General features: G+C 75.7%; 15 protein-coding genes, 1 tRNA gene and 1 other RNA gene. 12 read left to right on the forward strand and 5 right to left on the reverse strand.

From position 1 onward, the window contains the following. Positions 1-122: 122 nt before the first annotated feature. The gene (locus QNH85_RS14325) at positions 123-776 is read left to right on the forward strand and encodes a DUF998 domain-containing protein (protein ID WP_282947478.1); all 654 of its coding nucleotides are present in this window, start codon (positions 123-125) and stop codon (positions 774-776) included. Here QNH85_RS14325 and pgm read toward each other — a convergent pair. Next, positions 709-2,379 carry a phosphoglucomutase (alpha-D-glucose-1,6-bisphosphate-dependent) gene (pgm, locus tag QNH85_RS14330; protein WP_282947480.1) on the reverse strand — a complete coding sequence of 557 codons (1,671 nt, stop codon included), beginning with the start codon at positions 2,377-2,379 and terminating at the stop codon, positions 709-711. The genes QNH85_RS14325 and pgm overlap by 68 nt on opposite strands. A gap of 100 nt (positions 2,380-2,479) precedes the next feature. Between pgm and QNH85_RS14335 the strand changes: the two genes are divergently transcribed. The 4 genes from QNH85_RS14335 to QNH85_RS14350 all read left to right on the forward strand — a co-directional run bounded on the left by QNH85_RS14335 (position 2,480) and on the right by QNH85_RS14350 (position 5,340). Further along, positions 2,480-3,301 carry a DUF5926 family protein gene (locus QNH85_RS14335; RefSeq protein ID WP_282947482.1) on the forward strand — a complete coding sequence of 274 codons (822 nt, stop codon included), beginning with the start codon at positions 2,480-2,482 and terminating at the stop codon, positions 3,299-3,301. A gap of 403 nt (positions 3,302-3,704) precedes the next feature. Then, positions 3,705-4,463, forward strand: a complete 759-nt coding sequence (locus QNH85_RS14340; protein WP_282947613.1) for a glycosyltransferase family 2 protein — start codon at positions 3,705-3,707, stop codon at positions 4,461-4,463. 106 nt (positions 4,464-4,569) lie between these two features. Continuing rightward, on the forward strand, positions 4,570-4,950 hold the full coding sequence (locus QNH85_RS14345) for a VOC family protein (protein WP_282947484.1): 381 nt from the start codon (positions 4,570-4,572) through the stop codon (positions 4,948-4,950). Between the two features lie 9 nt (positions 4,951-4,959). Then, the gene (locus QNH85_RS14350; protein ID WP_282947485.1) at positions 4,960-5,340 is read left to right on the forward strand and encodes a VOC family protein; all 381 of its coding nucleotides are present in this window, start codon (positions 4,960-4,962) and stop codon (positions 5,338-5,340) included. 85 nt (positions 5,341-5,425) lie between these two features. Here QNH85_RS14350 and QNH85_RS14355 read toward each other — a convergent pair. Beyond that, positions 5,426-5,510 (reverse strand) — tRNA-Ser (locus QNH85_RS14355). Positions 5,511-5,596: 86 nt separating this feature from the next. Between QNH85_RS14355 and QNH85_RS14360 the strand changes: the two genes are divergently transcribed. The 7 genes from QNH85_RS14360 (at position 5,597) to QNH85_RS14390 (ending at position 13,442) form a co-directional block, all read left to right on the forward strand. Further along, entirely contained in the window at positions 5,597-6,319 is a 723-nt protein-coding gene (locus tag QNH85_RS14360; protein WP_428830414.1) for an AAA family ATPase, read from the forward strand. A 43-nt stretch (positions 6,320-6,362) separates the two neighbouring features. Then, an RNA gene (ffs, locus tag QNH85_RS14365) (signal recognition particle sRNA small type) lies at positions 6,363-6,459 on the forward strand. A 321-nt stretch (positions 6,460-6,780) separates the two neighbouring features. Continuing rightward, positions 6,781-7,434 (forward strand): ABC transporter ATP-binding protein, encoded by a 654-nt coding sequence (locus QNH85_RS14370; protein WP_428830415.1) that lies wholly within the window; start codon positions 6,781-6,783, stop codon positions 7,432-7,434. Continuing rightward, positions 7,431-8,807 (forward strand): FtsX-like permease family protein, encoded by a 1,377-nt coding sequence (locus QNH85_RS14375; protein WP_282947486.1) that lies wholly within the window; start codon positions 7,431-7,433, stop codon positions 8,805-8,807. Before QNH85_RS14370 ends, QNH85_RS14375 begins: the two co-directional genes overlap by 4 nt. A gap of 137 nt (positions 8,808-8,944) precedes the next feature. After that, positions 8,945-10,633 carry a serine/threonine-protein kinase gene (locus QNH85_RS14380; protein ID WP_282947487.1) on the forward strand — a complete coding sequence of 563 codons (1,689 nt, stop codon included), beginning with the start codon at positions 8,945-8,947 and terminating at the stop codon, positions 10,631-10,633. Positions 10,634-10,740: 107 nt separating this feature from the next. Further along, complete coding sequence (locus tag QNH85_RS14385; protein WP_282947488.1) at positions 10,741-11,961, forward strand: alpha-hydroxy acid oxidase; 1,221 nt, start codon at positions 10,741-10,743, stop codon at positions 11,959-11,961. Then, complete coding sequence (locus tag QNH85_RS14390; protein ID WP_282947489.1) at positions 11,958-13,442, forward strand: FAD-binding oxidoreductase; 1,485 nt, start codon at positions 11,958-11,960, stop codon at positions 13,440-13,442. Before QNH85_RS14385 ends, QNH85_RS14390 begins: the two co-directional genes overlap by 4 nt. 100 nt (positions 13,443-13,542) lie before the next feature. On the opposite strand, the gene QNH85_RS14395 is transcribed toward QNH85_RS14390, so the two are convergent. From QNH85_RS14395 to QNH85_RS14405, 3 genes are all read right to left on the reverse strand, one after another. After that, the gene (locus tag QNH85_RS14395; protein WP_428830419.1) at positions 13,543-14,142 is read right to left on the reverse strand and encodes a methionine ABC transporter permease; all 600 of its coding nucleotides are present in this window, start codon (positions 14,140-14,142) and stop codon (positions 13,543-13,545) included. A gap of 59 nt (positions 14,143-14,201) precedes the next feature. Beyond that, positions 14,202-15,272 (reverse strand): methionine ABC transporter ATP-binding protein, encoded by a 1,071-nt coding sequence (locus QNH85_RS14400; protein ID WP_282947492.1) that lies wholly within the window; start codon positions 15,270-15,272, stop codon positions 14,202-14,204. A gap of 120 nt (positions 15,273-15,392) precedes the next feature. Continuing rightward, positions 15,393-16,295 (reverse strand): MetQ/NlpA family ABC transporter substrate-binding protein, encoded by a 903-nt coding sequence (locus QNH85_RS14405; RefSeq protein ID WP_282947494.1) that lies wholly within the window; start codon positions 16,293-16,295, stop codon positions 15,393-15,395. Positions 16,296-16,492: the final 197 nt, after the last annotated feature.

Here is a 16,492-nt window from a genome sequence, read left to right on the forward strand (position 1 = left end):
CCCCGGCGGGGGCGGGGGGCGCGAGGCGCCCCCGCCGGGCCCCCCGCCCGCCGAGCCACCCCGCCCGCCGAGCCACCCCGCCCGCCCGGGCGGGCGCACCGCCGCGGGGCTACGGTGCGGCGGTGCCCCCGCCCAGCGACGTGCCACCGACCCGGCCCGTCGTGCGCCCGCGGGGCTGGGCGCTGCTCTCCGCGTCGGTCGCACCCGTGGCGATGATCGGGGGCTGGACCGCGGCGGCCGCCGCGCAGGGCGGGTTCGACCCGGTGCGCGCGACGATCAGCGAGCTCGCGACCCGGGCCGTGGACCACCCGGGCGTGATGACCTCCGGGCTGCTCGTGACCGGTGCGGCGCACGTGGCGACGGCGTCGGGGCTCCCGGGCGTGCCGGTGCCCGGCCGGGTCCTGCTCGCGGTCGGCGGTGCGGGGACGGCGGCCGTCGGGCTGCTGCCGGCCGACCGCCTCCCGGCCGCGCACGCCGTGGCCGCGGGCATCGCGTTCGGCGCGCTGGCCCTGTGGCCCGCGGCCACGGCTCGGCGCGACGGACCGGCGGCTCTGCGCCCCGTGGTCGCCGGGACCGCGTGCGCCGTCCTGCTCGGGCTGCTGGCGTGGTTCGTCGTCGAGCTGACGGGCGCCGGCGACCGCGTCGGTCTCACCGAGCGGCTGGTCGCCGGCGCCGAGTCGCTCGCGCCGCTGGCCCTGGTCCTCGCGCTCAGCCGAGGGCGTCGGAGACGACCTCCTTCGCCGCGTCCTGCACCTGCGTCAGGTGCTCGGCGCTGACGAACGACTCCGCGTAGATCTTGTAGACGTTCTCCGTGCCGGACGGCCGCGCGGCGAACCAGGCGTTCTCGGTGGTGACCTTCAGTCCGCCGATCGCCGCGTCGTTCCCGGGCGCGGACGTCAGCTTGGCGGTGATGTCCTCGCCCGCGAGCGTCGTCGCGGTGACCTGCTCGGGGGAGAGCTTGCCGAGGGTGGCCTTCTGCTCCAGCGTCGCGGGGGCGTCGACCCGGGCGTACCAGGACTCGCCGAACTCCGAGACCAGGTCGGCGTGATGCTGCGAGGGCGACTTGCCGGTGGTGGCGAGGATCTCGGAGGCGAGCAGCGCCAGGATGATCCCGTCCTTGTCCGTGGTCCAGACGCTGCCGTCGGTGCGCAGGAACGACGCGCCCGCCGACTCCTCGCCGCCGAAGCCGACGGAGCCGTCGAGCAGGCCGGGCACGAACCACTTGAAGCCGACCGGCACCTCCAGCAGGCGCCGGCCGAGGCGGCCCGCGACCCGGTCGATGAGCGAGGACGACACGAGGGTCTTGCCGATCGCGGCGTCCGCCGGCCAGCCCGGCCGCGCCCCGGAGTACAGGTACTGGATCGCGACGGCGAGGTAGTGGTTCGGGTTCATCAGGCCGGCGTCCGGCGTGACGATGCCGTGCCGGTCGGAGTCCGCGTCGTTGCCGGTGGCGATGTCGAACGGCGCGTCGCCGCCCATCGCGTTCACCAGCGAGGCCATGGCCGACGGCGAGGAGCAGTCCATCCGGATCTTGCCGTCCCAGTCGAGCGTCATGAACGACCACTGCGGGTCGACGCGCGGGTTCACGACCGTCAGGTCCAGCGCGTACCGCTCGGCGATGGCGCCCCAGTACTCGACCGAGGCGCCGCCCAGCGGGTCGGCGCCGATCCGGACGCCCGCCGAGCGGATCGCGTCGAGGTCCAGCACGTGCGCCAGGTCGTCGACGTAGGCGCCGAGGAAGTCGTGCTTGCGGGTCGTGTCGGCGGCCAGCGCGGCGTCCACGCTCACGCGCGGGACCCGGTCGACGCCGTCCTTCAGCAGCTCGTTCGCGCGGTTCGCGATCCACGAGGTCGCCTCCGACCCGGCGGGGCCGCCGTGCGGCGGGTTGTACTTGAAGCCGCCGTCGCGGGGCGGGTTGTGGGACGGCGTCACGACGATGCCGTCGGCGAGGCCGGGCCCGGACGCGCGCACGCCCTCGGACGTCGCGGCACCGTTGTGCAGCAGGATCGCGTGCGAGACCGCGGGCGTCGGGGTCCAGGAGTCGCGGGCGTCCACGCGCACCTCGACGCCGGCGGCGGCCAGCACCTCCAGTGCGGTCTGCCACGCCGGCAGCGACAGCCCGTGGGTGTCCCGCCCGATGAACAGGGGGCCGTCGGTGCCCTGCGCCCGGCGGTACTCCACGATGGCAGCGGTGATCGCGACGATGTGCGCCTCGTTGAAGGCGCCGTCGAGGCTCGAGCCGCGGTGGCCGCTGGTGCCGAACACCACGCGCTGCGCGGGGTCGTCGAGGTCGGGGCGGCGGTCGACGTAGGCGGCGAGCATCGCCTCGACGTCGACCAGGTCGGAGGGCTGGGCGGGGGTTCCGGCGCGCGGGTCCATGCCGACGATCCTGCCACCGAAGCGGCGTCCACGGCGGGGTCTGTGGACGACGCCTGGCGCGGCGCGGCCGCCCGCGGCGGGGATCGGTAGGCTGGCCGACATGCCTTCTTCCGTCGACTTCGTGCTGCGCCCCTTCGAGGGCCTCCCCGGTGAGCCCGACTGGGTCGCCCTGCGCGAGCTGGTGCCCGCCGCGACCGCGACCGCCCGCACCACGAAGGAGCACGGCGCCCGCGACATCACCGTCACGACCGTGCTGCCCGAGGGCTGGGCGGCCCTGAACCGCGCCGACGGCGTGCTGCTGCTCGCCCTGCAGGTGGTCGGCAGCTCCGGCGACGCGAGCCGCGACCTCGCCGCCGCGCTCCTCGAGGCCCTGGACTCCGAGCCCGGCACCGCCGTGCAGCAGTCCGGCCTGCCCGGCCCCGGCCCGCGCCTGCAGGACGTGCTCGACCTGTCGGTGCCCTTCGAGGTCACGGTCCAGGACAGCTTCGCCTACTGGATCGCCGCCGACACCGAGATGACCCCGGAGCTCAAGGCCGCCGTCGAGGAGGCCGACGCGGGGGTCGTCGACACCAAGAAGCTCGCCGCCGCCGAGGCCGCGTACTGGGTGCGGATGGGCGCGCGCGAGTACCTGCGCTGGGCGCAGCCGCACGACGAGCAGCAGGTCATCGACGGCCTCGCGCGCCTGCACGGCCGCCGCGAGTCCGGCTTCGACGGCGCGAAGTTCATCGGCTACTTCCGCTCGAACGGCCTGGTCGTGCCCGTGTGGGAGCTGGCGCGCGGCAGCGAGGCCGAGGACATCGAGGACGCCGTCGCCGCGTTCGTCCCGACGTTCGAGGCCGCGCTCGCGGACACCGAGCCGCTCGACGCGAACGCGCGCCGCGCCCGTGCCGGCATCGTCGCCCGGCAGGTCACGCTCCGCTGACCCCGGTCGCAGCAGGGGGTCCCGGGGTGCGCTCTCGGACCCCCTGCTGCGTCCCGGCGGCACGGTCGGCGGCAGGGCCCTGCGCACCACCCGCCGTACGGAGGCTCCGCGGACCCGCTGGTGGGGGCGCCGCGCCGCCCGTGTGACCGTCGTGTGCAGCCTCCGCGTGTCCCACCGCCGGAGGGCGCGACGCCCGCCGCCCATCAGTAGGCTGTGCCGGGTGACGGGCGAGGCGGAGGACAGGACCGAGGAGCGATCGGTCACCGACCGCTCTGCCCACGACACGGTGGCCGAGGCGCCCGACGTGCCCGACGCGGCGGCGCCCGCCACCGAGGCCCCCGCCGAGCCGGCCCCCGCCGCCCCGCGCAAGCCCCGCCGGCACCAGCCGCAGCAGCCGGCCCCGCTGGAGACGGCCACGACCACGGCCCGCACCGGACGGTCCCGGCAGCGCGTCGCCGTCGTCATCCCCGCGAAGGACGAGTCCCGGCGGATCGCCGCCACCGTCCGCTCCGCGCGCGCCATCCCGCACGTCGACCTGGTGCTCGTGGTCGACGACGGCTCCGAGGACAACACCCAGCACGTCGCCCGCGAGGCCGGCGCCGTCGTCGTCCGGCACTCCCACAACCGCGGCAAGGCCGCCGCGATGGAGACCGGTGCGGCCGTGGTCGCCATGCGGGACGCCCCGGACCGGCTGCCGCGGCTGCTGCTGTTCATCGACGGCGACCTGGGCGACACGGCCGTGAACACCGCCCCCCTGGTCCCGCCGGTGCTCGAGGGGACCGCCGACGTCGCGATCGCCCTGCTGCCGCCGCAGCCCGGCGCGGGCGGCCGTGGGATCGTCGTCGGCGCCGCCCGCCGGGCCATCCAGTCGATGACCGGCTGGACGCCCACGCAGCCGCTGTCCGGGATGCGGTGCCTCACCCGCGAGGCGTTCGAGGCGGCCACGCCGCTGGCCCGCGGTTGGGGCGTCGAGACCGGCATGACCATCGACCTGCTGCGCAAGGGGTTCGTCGCCGTCGAGGTGCCCTGCGACCTGCGCCACCGCCCGTCGGGCAGCGACCTGCGCGGGCAGATGCACCGCGCGGCCCAGTACCGCGACGTGCAGCTGGCCGTCGCGGCGCGCAAGCTCCGGACCGTCACGGCCGCGCGCCCGAAGCGCTGACCTGACGGGCCCCGCGCAGGGTCTGTTCGCCGGCCGCACCGCGCGCCTACGCTGGCGGGAGCCGACCCCGCAGCGGCGCGGGGCCGCCGGTCGGACGGAGCAGGCCATGGCGCACGGCGACATCACGCACGTCGAGATCCCGGTCGACGACACGGACCGCGCGACGGCGTTCTACAACGGGCTGTTCGGCTGGGGGATCCAGGAGTTCCCCGGGTTCGAGGGCTACCCCATGTGGCGCGCCCCGAACCAGGTCAGCGGCGGCGGGCTCGTGCAGCGCAGCGACGCGCAGACGGCGCCCCGCGCGTACGTCGAGGTCGACTCGATCGACGACGTCCTGCGCCGGGTCACGGAGCACGGCGGCCGGGTGACGGCACCGAAGACGGAGATCAGCCCGACCAGCTGGTCCGCGGCGTTCGTCGACCCCGACGGCAACGAGATCGGCATCTACGAGGGCATGACCGAGTCCGGCGACAGCCCGGTGACCTGAGGAGCAGCCATGGCGCACGGCGACATCACGCACATCGACATCCCGGTCGACGACATGGACCGCGCCAAGGAGTTCTACGGCGGCGTGTTCGGCTGGCAGATCGAGGAGATGCCCGGGTTCGAGGGCTACCCGATGTGGCGGGCTCCGAACCAGTTCAGCGGCGGCGGCCTCGCGCCGCGGGACGAGAGCTTCCAGCAGCCGCGCAGCTACGTCGAGGTGGACTCCATCGACGACGTGCTGCGGCAGGTCACGGAGCTCGGCGGCCGGCCCGTGGTGCCGAAGACGGAGATCAGCCCGACGAGCTGGTGGGCGTCGTTCCTGGACACCGAGGGCAACGAGATCGGGCTGTACGAGGGGACGGAGGACGCCGGGGGCGACGAGGTGGAGTGACGCCACCCGCCGCCCGGCGGCGTCGCGCCGGAACGACGAAGGGCCCGGCACCGGCGCGAACGCGGTGACGGGCCCCTCGTACCGGCGGAGGATGGGGGATTCGAACCCCCGAGGGCGTTAACCCAACACGCTTTCCAAGCGTGCGCCATAGGCCACTAGGCGAATCCTCCCGGCCCGTAGAGGGTACCCGAGCCCGGGGGCTGCTCGGTAACCGGGCCTGTCGGCCACTGTCAGCCCCGTGTGGTGGGGTGTCCCGGTGACGTTCTCGACGCTGCCCGTGCGCCGCGTGCGCACCCACGACCGCGAGCCTGTGCCCGACGACGCCTGGGTCCGGACCGTCCCGGCCGTGGCGCAGGTGCTGCGGGACGGGTGGGACCTCGGGGCCGCGACGGTGCTCGTCGGGGAGAACGGCGCGGGCAAGTCCACGCTGGTCGAGGGGCTGGCGGTCGCGTTCGGCATGGGGGCCGAGGGCGGGTCGACCGGCGCGCGGAACACGACCCGGGAGTCGGAGTCGACGCTCTGGCGGCACCTGCAGCTGGAGCGCGGCGCGGGCGCGTCGAAGCGGGGGTTCTTCCTGCGCGCCGAGACGATGCACGGGTTCTACACGTACCTGGAGGCGAACCCGGGCGGCGGCGACCCCCTGTTCCACGAGATGTCGCACGGGGAGTCGTTCCTCAGCCTCATCACGTCGCGGATGCGCGGCCGGGGGCTGTTCGTGCTGGACGAGCCGGAGTCGGCGCTGTCGTTCACCGGGTCGCTCGCGCTGCTCGCGCATCTGAAGCAGCTCGTCGCGGCGGGCGCGCAGGTGGTGCTGTCGACGCACTCGCCGCTGCTCGCGTCGCTGCCGGGCGCGCGGGTGCTCGAGGTCGGGCCGTGGGGGCTGCGGGAGACGCCGTGGGACGAGACGGACCTCGTCGTGTCCTGGCGCGGGTTCCTCGACGCGCCCGAGCGGTACCTGCGGCGGCTCGACGACGCCTGACCACCCTGCAGAGGCAGGGTGCGCGGCTGCGTTAGGCTTGGCGGCAGACCCCTCGTGCGGCGTCATCTCGCTGAACCCCCCCAGGGCCGGAAGGCAGCAAGGGCAGGTGAGCTCTGGCGGGTGTGCGGGGGGTCCTTGCATGCCCGGGGCCGCGCGCCTGCCGTCGCCGACGTGGATGACGGGGCGTCCCACCGCGGGTGGACCCGCCGGGCGAGGTCCCCCCGGGGTCGCAGGAACCGGTGGCGGCGGACGCGACCGGGGGCCGACGCGGCCGCGCCGCCTCGGCCGCGAGGCTGGAGGCATGAGCCACCCGACCCCGCCGCAGCCCTGGGGCGCACCGCCCGCCCCGACCACGCCCGCGCCCCCCGGCCCCTGCGCCGCCCGCGCCCGCCGACCCCGGTGCGCGCCTGTCGGCCCGCGGCCTGGTCAAGCGGTTCGGCGCGACGACGGCGCTCGCGGGGGTGGACCTGGACGTCGCGCCGGCGGAGTCGGTCGCGGTGATGGGCCCGTCCGGCTCGGGGAAGTCGACGCTGCTGCACTGCCTCGCCGGGATCCTCGTGCCCGACACCGGGACGGTCGCGCTGTCGGGGCGCCCCCTGCAGGGCTTGGACGAACGGCAGCGGTCGCTGGTCCGGCGCCGGCAGTACGGCTTCGTGTTCCAGTTCGGGCAGCTGCTCTCCGAGCTGCCGGCCATCGAGAACGTCGCCCTCGCCCCGATGCTGAACGGCACGTCCCGCAAGGAGGCGACCGAGCTGGCGGGCCGGTGGCTGGCCTCGCTGGGCCTCGCGGGCATGGAGGGCCGCCGGCCCGGCGAGCTGTCGGGCGGCCAGGCGCAGCGCGTCGCCGTCGCGCGGGCCCTGATCACCGGGCCCGAGGTGGTGTTCGCGGACGAGCCGACCGGCGCGCTCGACCAGGCGACCGGGCACGAGGTGATGCGGATCCTCACCGAGACGACCCGCCTGGCCGGGGCCTCGCTGGTCGTGGTGACGCACGACGCCGACGTGGCGGCGTGGTGCGACCGGCGGGTCGAGGTCCGCGACGGCCGGGTCGTGGCGGACGTGCGCCGGCAGGGCGCGGCCCCCGCACCCGGCCACCCCGCCGGCGGTGCCCGGTGAGCGCCGTCCTCGCCCTGGCGCCCCGGCTCCGTCGTGCCGGCGGCCGGGACAGCGCGCTGACGACGGCCCTCGCGGTGGCGGCGTTCGCGGTGATGACGGCCCTGACGCTGTCGGTCGTCGGCGGGCTGCTCGGGTTCATGGACCGGGCCGCGCACCCGGTGGGGCCGTACCAGCGGGAGAACGCCGAGTTCTACGTGATCCTCGCGTGGACCGCGGTGGTGCTGCTGGTGGTGCCCCTGGTGACGCTGGGTGGGTCGGCCGCGCGGCTGGGCGTGGCGCGCCGGGACGCCCGGCTGTCGACGCTGCGGCTGCTCGGCGTGACGCCGCGCGAGGTGGTCGCGCTGACGGTGGTCGAGACGGCGTGGCAGGGCCTGCTCGGTGCGGTCGTCGGCATGGTGGGCTACGTCGCGCTGCTGCCGGTGTGGACGCGGATCCCGTTCGAGGGCTCGACGTTCTCCGCCGCGGAGCTGTGGGTCGGCTGGCCCGTGCTGCTCGCCGCGTGCGTCGTGGTGCCGGTGCTCGCCGTGGTCAGCGGGGTGGTGTCGCTGCGGCGGGTGGTCGTGTCGCCGCTCGGGGTGGCCCGGCGGCAGACGCCCCCGGCGATGCGGGCGGTGCGCGCGGTGCTGGCGTTCGCCGCGATGGGGCTGTTCATGGTCGTGACGCTCGTCCTCGGGCAGCTCGGCGCGGCCGCGGTCACGTTCGGGATCGGCTCCCTCGCGCTCGGCTTCGGGGCGCTGAACCTCATCGGGCCGTGGACGCTGGGCCTCGTGGGGCGCCTGCGGGTGCGGCGCGCCCGGACGCCCGCGCAGCTGCTCGCCGCGCGGCGGCTCGTGGACGACCCGCGGGCGACGTGGCGGGTGGTCGGCGGGCTCGGGCTCGCCGGGTTCGTCGCGGGCGCGCTCGCGGTGGTGCCGGTGCTGGCGTCGGGCGGTGCGGCGCACGACGCGAGCGCGGCGGACGTGGCGCGGGCCCAGACGATGTCGGGCGACCTCATGCGCGGTGCGCTCCTGACGCTGGCGATCACGTTCCTCGTCGCCGCGGCGTCGGCGGGCATCACGCAGGCGGCGTCGGTGCTGGACCGGCGCCGGGAGTACGCCCTGCAGGTCCTCGCGGGCACGCCGGTCGAGCTGCTGGACTCCGTGCGGCGCCGCGAGGTGCTCGTGCCGATGCTGCTGGTCGGCGTCGGGTCGGCGGCCGTGGCGGTGCTGATGTTCGCGCCGCTGCTCGGGCTGGCCGGCGTGACGGACCCGCGCGGGATCCTGCTGCTCGTGGGCTGCCTCACAGCCGGCTGCGCGCTCGTGCTCGCCGCGACGGAGACGAGCCGGCCGCTGCTGCGGTCGGTCCTGGCGGAGACGCAGGTCAGGCCGGACTGAGCGGCACGGCGCGCCGCCGCCCCGGGGCCGGGGACCGGCGCGCCGACGGGTACCCGTACGGGTGACCCGGCGCCGCTCGGCGCGCGCATCGGGCCGTCCCCGGTGATCCTGGAACCTCGTCGTCCAGGAGGTTCAGCGTGAGCGAGCAGCCCGAGGTGGCGACCGCGCCCGCGCTCGGCACACCCTCCGGCGGCGGGCCGCGCCCCCGGAGCCAGCCGCTGGCGCCCGGGCTCGCGCTCGGCGGGCGGTACGTGCTGGCGGAGCTGCTCGGCCGGGGCGGCATGGCCGAGGTCTACCGCGCGCGGGACGGTGTGCTCGACCGCGACGTCGCCGTGAAGGTGTTCCACCCGTCGGCGACCGGCTACGCCGCGGACGCCCGGCACCGCGCCGAGATGCGGCTGCTCGCCCGGCTCAGCCACCCCGGCCTCGTGATGATGCTCGACGCCGGGACCACCGAGCTGCCCGACGGCGAGCTGCAGGACTTCCTCGTGATGGAGCTGGTCCGGGGGCCCTCCCTGGCCGCGCGGATCGCCGAGGGCCCGATGCCCGTGGAGCAGGTGGCCGTCCTCGGGGTGCACGTCGCCGAGGCGCTGGCGTACATCCACGACGAGGGCGTTGTGCACCGGGACGTGAAGCCCGGCAACATCCTGCTGCCCGGGGAGGACCTGGCGGCCGGGACCGCCCCGTGGACCAAGCTCACCGACTTCGGCATCGCCCGCGCGCCGTCCGACGAGTCGCTGACGATGACCGGCGAGCTGCTCGGCACGCCGTCCTACCTCAGCCCGGAGCAGGCCACCGGCGGCCGCCTGACCGCGGAGTCCGACGTGTACGCGCTCGGCCTGGTGCTGGTCGAGTGCCTGACGGGCGAGCGCGCGTTCCCCGGCGACCCGCTCACCTCCGCGGTGGCGCGGCTGCACTCGCCCGTCCCCGTGCCCGAGAGGTTCGGGGCGCGGTGGGCGGAGCTGATCGGCGCGATGACGGCGCTCGACCCGCTGGACCGGCTCACGGCGACCGCGGCGGCGGAGGAGCTGCGCGGCCTGCTGCGTCCCGGCGCGATCGGCCTCGGGCCGGTGGCGGGGGGAGTCGGCGCCGCGACCGTGCCGCTCGGCACGGTGGTGGCCGCGCGCCCCGGCTCCGAGCCGGTGCCGACGGGCTCTGAGCGCGCCGAGGAGCTGGTCGGCGCTGCTCTCGCCGCCCAGGGCGACGACGGCCTGGTGCCCGACGTCGTGCTGCCGGCCTCGGTGCTGCCGGCCTCGATCCCTCCCGCCTCGGTCCCGCCCGCCTCCGTCCCGCGCGTCGGCGGTGACGGCGCCTCCGCCGCGGCGTCGGACGCCCCGACGACCCGGCGGGTGCTCCACCGGCACCCGGCGCCGACCCCCGGGCGGCGCCGGGGTGTGCGCGGCGCCGGTGTGGCCGCCGCCCTCGTCGGCGTGACGGCCGTGCTGCTCGGGGCGCAGGCGCTCGGGGACCGGACCCAGGCGGATCCCGGGCCGGAGACGCCGACGCCGACGGTGTCGCCGGACGCGGGGACGACGCCCGTGGTCGCGGTCGAGGACGAGGCCACCGCGACCGACCCCGCGGCGACCGACCCGGCGACGACCGACCCCGCGGCGGTCCCCGTCGTCGTCACCGAGCAGCCGCCCGCCGAGCTGCCCGCGACCGACCCGGCCGCGGCCGAGGCGGCGCAGGAGGCCGCGCAGGACGCCGCCGAGGCCGCGCAGGAGGCGGCCGACGACGCCGCGGAGCCCCACAAGGGCCCGTCCGGCAACGCCAACCCGCGCGCCCACGAGAAGGGCCCCGGGCACGGCGGCAAGGGCGAGGGCTGACACCCGCGCGCACGAGGTGAGACGCACCGCCGGCCCCGCGTGGCCCGGGTCTACGGTGCCGGGGCGGGCCGTGACCGGCTCGCGACCCCGACGAAGGAGACGTCACGGTGACGGCGCGCGTGCAGCGGCGGCTGCAGACCTGGTCCGAGCTCAAGCCCCTGCTGCGGATGCGTCCGCTCGAGCTGGACCCGGTGGCCCGGCGCCTGTCCCGCGCGTACACGGTGCGGGACCTGCGGACGATCGCCCGGGCCCGGACCCCGCGGTCGGTGTTCGACTACGTCGACGGCGCGGCCGAGGCGGAGGTCTCCCTGCGCCGCGCCCGCCGCGTCCTGCGGGACGTGGAGTTCCAGCCGTCGGTGCTGCGGGACGTCGGCACGGTCGACATGACGACGACCCTGCTCGGGCGCGAGGCCGCGGCCCCGTTCGTCTACGCGCCGACCGGGTTCACGCGGCTCATGCAGCACGAGGGCGAGGCGGCGGTGGCCCGCTCCGCGGCGCGCACCGGCGTGCCGTACACCCTGTCGACGATGGGCACGACGTCCATCGAGGGCCTGGCGGAGGCCGCGCCCGGCGGGACGAACTGGTTCGGGCTGTACGTCTGGAAGGACCGCGGCGCGTCGATCGAGCTGATGTCCCGCGCCCGGGAGGCCGGCTACCAGGCGCTGGTCATCACGGTGGACGTCCCGGTGGGCGGCGCGCGGCTGCGGGACAACCGGAACGGGTTCAGCATCCCGCCCGCCCTGTCGGCGCGGACGGTGCTCGACGGCGCGCTGCATCCCAGCTGGTGGCTGAACTTCCTCACCACCGAGCCGCTGCGGTTCGCGACGCTCGACTCCTGGCAGGGCACCATCGAGGAGCTCGCCGGGCACATGTTCGACCCGACCGTGGAGCTCGCCGACCTGGCGTGGGTGCGCGAGCACTGGGACGGGCCGCTCGTGGTCAAGGGCGTGCAGACGGTCGCCGACGCGGAGCGGGTGGTCGGTGCGGGCGCCGACGCGGTCGTGCTGTCGAACCACGGCGGCCGGCAGCTGGACCGCGCGCCGGTCCCCCTGACGCTCGTGCCGGGGACGGTCGAGGCCGTCGGCGACCGGGCCGAGGTGTACGTCGACACGGGCTTCAGCAACGGCGCCGACATCGTCGCCGCGGTGGCGCTCGGCGCGCGGGCGGTCATGCTCGGCCGCGCGTACCTGTACGGCCTGATGGCCGGCGGGGAGCGGGGCGTCGACCGCGTCGGGCAGATCCTCACCACGGAGATCGCCCGCACGCTGCGGCTGCTCGGCGTCCGGTCGCTCGCCGACCTCACCCCCGACCACGTGCGGCTGCCGTGAGCGCGACGACGCGGCCGGTCGACCCGGCCCCCGGCACCCCGGACGAGCCTGCGGCGGACGCCCCGGGCTCCGGCGCCCCGGCCGCCGACGCCCTGGCCGCCGACGCCCTGGCCGCCGTGCTCGCCGACCTGCGCGCGGCCCTGCCCGGCGACGCCGTGGTGACGGACCCGGCGGTGCTGGCCGGCCGGGCGCAGGACGGCTCCGCGACGCCGCCGACGGGCCGCCCGCTCGCGCTGGTGGAGCCGTCGACCACCGCCGAGGTGTCGGCCGTCCTGCGTGCGGCGCACGCGCACCGCGTGCCGGTCGTCCCGCAGGGCGCCCTGAGCGGGCTGGCCGGCGGGGCCAACGCCGTGCCCGGCGCGATCCTGCTGTCGACCGCCCGGATGACCGCGATCCGGCGCATCGACCCGGTGGACCAGGTCGCCGTCGTCCAGCCGGGGGTGGTCACCCGAGACCTGGTCGACGCCGTCGCCGCGCGCGGGCTGTTCTACCCGCCGGACCCGGCGTCGTACGCGCAGAGCACCATCGGCGGGAACATCGCGACCAACGCCGGCGGCATGCGCTGCGTGAAGTACGGGGTCGCGCGCGACTTCGTGCGGGCGCTCGAGGTGGTGCTCGCGGACGGCACCGTCGTCCGGACGTCGCCGCCGACCGTGAAGGCCGTCGCCGGGCTGGACCTGACCGGCCTCGTCGTCGGGTCGGAGGGCACGCTGGCCGTCGTCACGGAGGCGACGCTCGGGCTGCTCCCCGCACCCGGCCCGGACCGCGGCGTGTCCGCGACGTTCGGCTCCGTCGCGGACGCGCTCGAGGCGGCGAACGCCATCATCGCGAGCCCGCACCGGCCGTCGACGCTCGAGCTCCTGGACGACGTGGTGCTCGCCGCGCTGGCGGCCCACGACCCCGAGGCCGGCCTGCCCGTCGGCGCGCGCGCGATGCTGCTGGTCATCACGGACGAGGAGGTCGGCGGTCGCGAGGACGTCGCGGCCTACGAGGAGCTCACCCGCGCGCACGGGGCGCTGACCGTCGACGTCGCGCACGACCCGGAGCGGCTGCACGTGCTCATGCGGGCCCGCCGCGCGTTCAACCAGGCCATGCGGGCGGTGCGCGGCGGCAGCATCAACGAGGACGTCGCCGTCCCGCGCACGCGGCTGCCCGAGCTGCTGGAGCGGCTCGCGGACATCTCGGCGCAGACCGGCCTGCCGATCGGCACCGGCGGCCACGTCGGCGACGGCAACCTGCACCCGGTGATCGCGTTCGACCCGGCCGACTCCGCCCAGGTCGACGCGGCCGCGGAGGCGCACCGCCGCATCCTCGGCCTCGCGGTCGAGCTGGGCGGGACCGTCACGGGCGAGCACGGCATCGGCACGGAGAAGCGCGGGGCGCTCGCGGGCGAGCTCGGCGAGCCGGTCCTGTCGATCCAGCGGGAGATCAAGCGCGTCTTCGACCCCCGCGGCATCCTCAACCCGGGCAAGAAGCTCTAGGGACGCCGCGAGGTCGAGGGGTTCGCGCGGGGCGGGGGGCGAACCCCTCGACCGCGGACGGACCCCTCGACCTCGTCGGGTGCCGGGCGCGCGGAGCGCGTCAGCGGCGCAGGACCTTGCGCGCCAGGAAGTTCCCGAGGAACTGGGCGAGCTGCACCATGACCACGATCACCGCGACCGCCGTCCACGTCACCACGTCGTTGAACCGCTGGTAGCCGTAGACGATCGCGAAGTCTCCGAGACCGCCGGCGCCGATCGCACCCGCGACCGCGGTCATGTCGACGATGCCGACGAACAGGAACGTGAAGCCGAGGATGAGCGGGCCGAGCGTCTCGGGCACGATCACCGTCGCGATGATCCGCAGCGGCCCGGCGCCCATGGCCCGCGCGGCCTCGACCACGCCCGGGTCGAGGCCCACGAGGTTCTGCTCGACGATCCGCGAGGTGGCGAACGTCGCCATGATCGCCAGCGCGGGGATCGCCGCCTCGACGCCGTAGGACGCGCCGGTCAGGGCGATGGTCAGCGGACGGGCGGCGGTGATGAAGATGATGAACGGGATGGGCCGGATGATGTTGACCAGCACGTTCAGCACGAAGAACACCGGCCGGTTGGCCAGGATGTTCCCCTTGCGGGTCACGTAGAGGGCGATGCCGAGCAGCAGGCCCGCGAGCCCGCCGATCGCCAGCGCGGCGATCGCCATCTGCAGGGTCTCGCCGAGCGCGGTCCAGAGCTCGGGCCACAGGCTGACGCCGTTGCTGTTCACGCCGTGGCTCCCTTCGTCGCGGGACCGGCATGGTCGCCGTCGGGCGCGTGCTCGATCACCTCGGTGTGCGCGCGCAGGTCGGCGACGAACGCGTCGATCGCGGCGTCCGGCCCGACCAGCGCGAACGTGAGCGAGCCGAGGGGGCGGGAGTTGACCTCCGTGATGCCGCCGAACACCACGTGCCCGTCGATGCCGTACGTGCGGAGCCGCTCGGTGATGACGACGCCCTCGGTGGCCTTGCTCTCCCGCACGGCGATGGTGACGATGCGCCCGGGGTGCCGCTCCCGCAGCCGCGCGACCACGTCCGGGCGCGGGCGGTCGTGCAGGGCGGCGCCGATGAACCGGCGGGTGATCGGCTGCTCGGGCTCGGCGAACACGCGGTAGACGTCGCCGGACTCGACGACCTTGCCGTGCTCCATGACCGCGACCTTGTTGCACAGGTAGGACACGACGGACATCTCGTGCGTGATGACGACGATCGTGATGCCGAGCTCCCGGTTGATCCGGCGCAGCAGGTCCAGCACGTCCTTGGTCGTCTCGGGGTCCAGCGCGCTCGTCGCCTCGTCCGCCAGCAGGAGCTGCGGCGACGTGGCCAGGGCCCGCGCGATGCCGACGCGCTGCTTCTGGCCGCCGGACAGCTGGTCGGGGTACTGCTTGGCCTTGTCGGACAGGCCGACGAACTCCAGCAGCTCCGCGACGCGGGCCTGCCGCTTCGCCTTCGGCCACCGCGCGACCTTCAGCGGGTACGCCACGTTCGCCGCGACGGTGCGCGACTGCAGCAGGTTGAACTGCTGGAAGATGAACCCGATCCCGGCGCGGGCGGGGCGCAGGCCACGCTCGTTGAGGCCGGTGAGGTCCGTCCCGTCCACGACCACCTGGCCGGACGTCGGGGCCTCGAGCGCGTTGATCAGGCGGACGAGCGTGCTCTTGCCGGCTCCGGAGTAGCCGATCACGCCGAACACGTCGCCGCGCTCGATGTCGAGCGTGACGCCGTCGACGGCGCGCACGGGGCCGGATGAGCCCTCGAACACCTTCGAGACGTCGCGCAGGGAGACCATGGCGGTCATCGGGTCACCGTCCTGGGTGGGGGTCGGGTCGCCCGCGGGGCGCGGGTGGCGGGGCCGGGACCAGGGTGGCACCGGCGGGGACGCGCGCCGGGCGACCGTGGGCCGCCCGGCGCGTCGGGGTCAGGCTGCCTCGCGGACCTGGTCCTCGAGCTCGGTCAGGCTCTCCTCGAGCTCCTCCGGGGAGAGCTCCTGCTCGACGGCCGTGCCCTGGTTCTCCTCGAGCAGCTGCCCGATGACCTCGTCACGGTGGTAGATCTCGATGAGCTTCGCGTACACCGGGTTGTCCGCGTCCTCGGCCCGGGCGGCCCAGATGTTCACGTACGGGCGCGCCGTCTCGGTGTCCTCGAGGTCGGAGTAGATCGCCGTCGTCGGGTCGATGCCCGCGTCGGCCGCGAAGTTGTTGTTCACGACCGCGCCGTCCAGGTCCTGCAGCTGGATCGCGGTCTGGTTCGCGTCGACCGGGACGACCGTCACGCGCGACGCGGCCTGGTCGATCTCCGCCGGCGAGGACAGGGCGCTGCCGCCGTCCTTCAGCGAGATGAGCCCGGCGGACTGCAGCACGAGCAGCGCGCGCGCCTGGTTCGTCGGGTCGTTCGGGATCGCGATCTCGCCGCCGTCCGGGATGTCCTCCGGCGACTCGTAGCCCTTGGTCGTGTACAGGCCCAGCTGGTAGATCACCGTGCTGCCGATCGCCTGCAGGTCCTCGTTCGCGCTCACGTTGTAGTTCGCGAGGAACAGCAGGTGCTGGAACTGGTTGAGCTCCAGGTCGCCCTCGCTGAGCACGGGGTTCGGCTGCTGGTAGTCGGTGAAGTTCACCAGCTCGATCTCGATGCCCTCGTCCGCGGCGAGGTCGGAGAACGTCGTCCAGTACTCCTTGCTGATGTCGGTGACCCCGACGCGCACCGTGACCGGGTTGTCCGGGTCCGCGGTGGTCGGGGCGGCCGTCGGCTCGCTGCTGCCGGAGCACGCGGCCAGCGCGCCCAGCGTGAGGGCGGCGAGGGCGGCGGTCAGTCTGCGCTTCATGGTGGTGCTGCCTTCCAGGTGGGGGCTCGGGCGGTGCGAGCCCGTGCGGTCCGGGCGGGACCGTCGTGCGGGGCGTGACGGGACGTGGCGCGCGGCGCTGTGCCGGTGACCGTCCGGCGGCGTCCCCCGGGCCGGACGGCGGGGCCGTCGGGCGTCAGGACCTGGTGAGGAGCCCGTGCCGACCGGTCACGCTCGCG

The sequence above is a fragment of the Cellulomonas endometrii genome (genome assembly GCF_949769265.1).
Taxonomy (GTDB): Bacteria; Actinomycetota; Actinomycetes; order Actinomycetales; family Cellulomonadaceae; genus Cellulomonas; species Cellulomonas endometrii.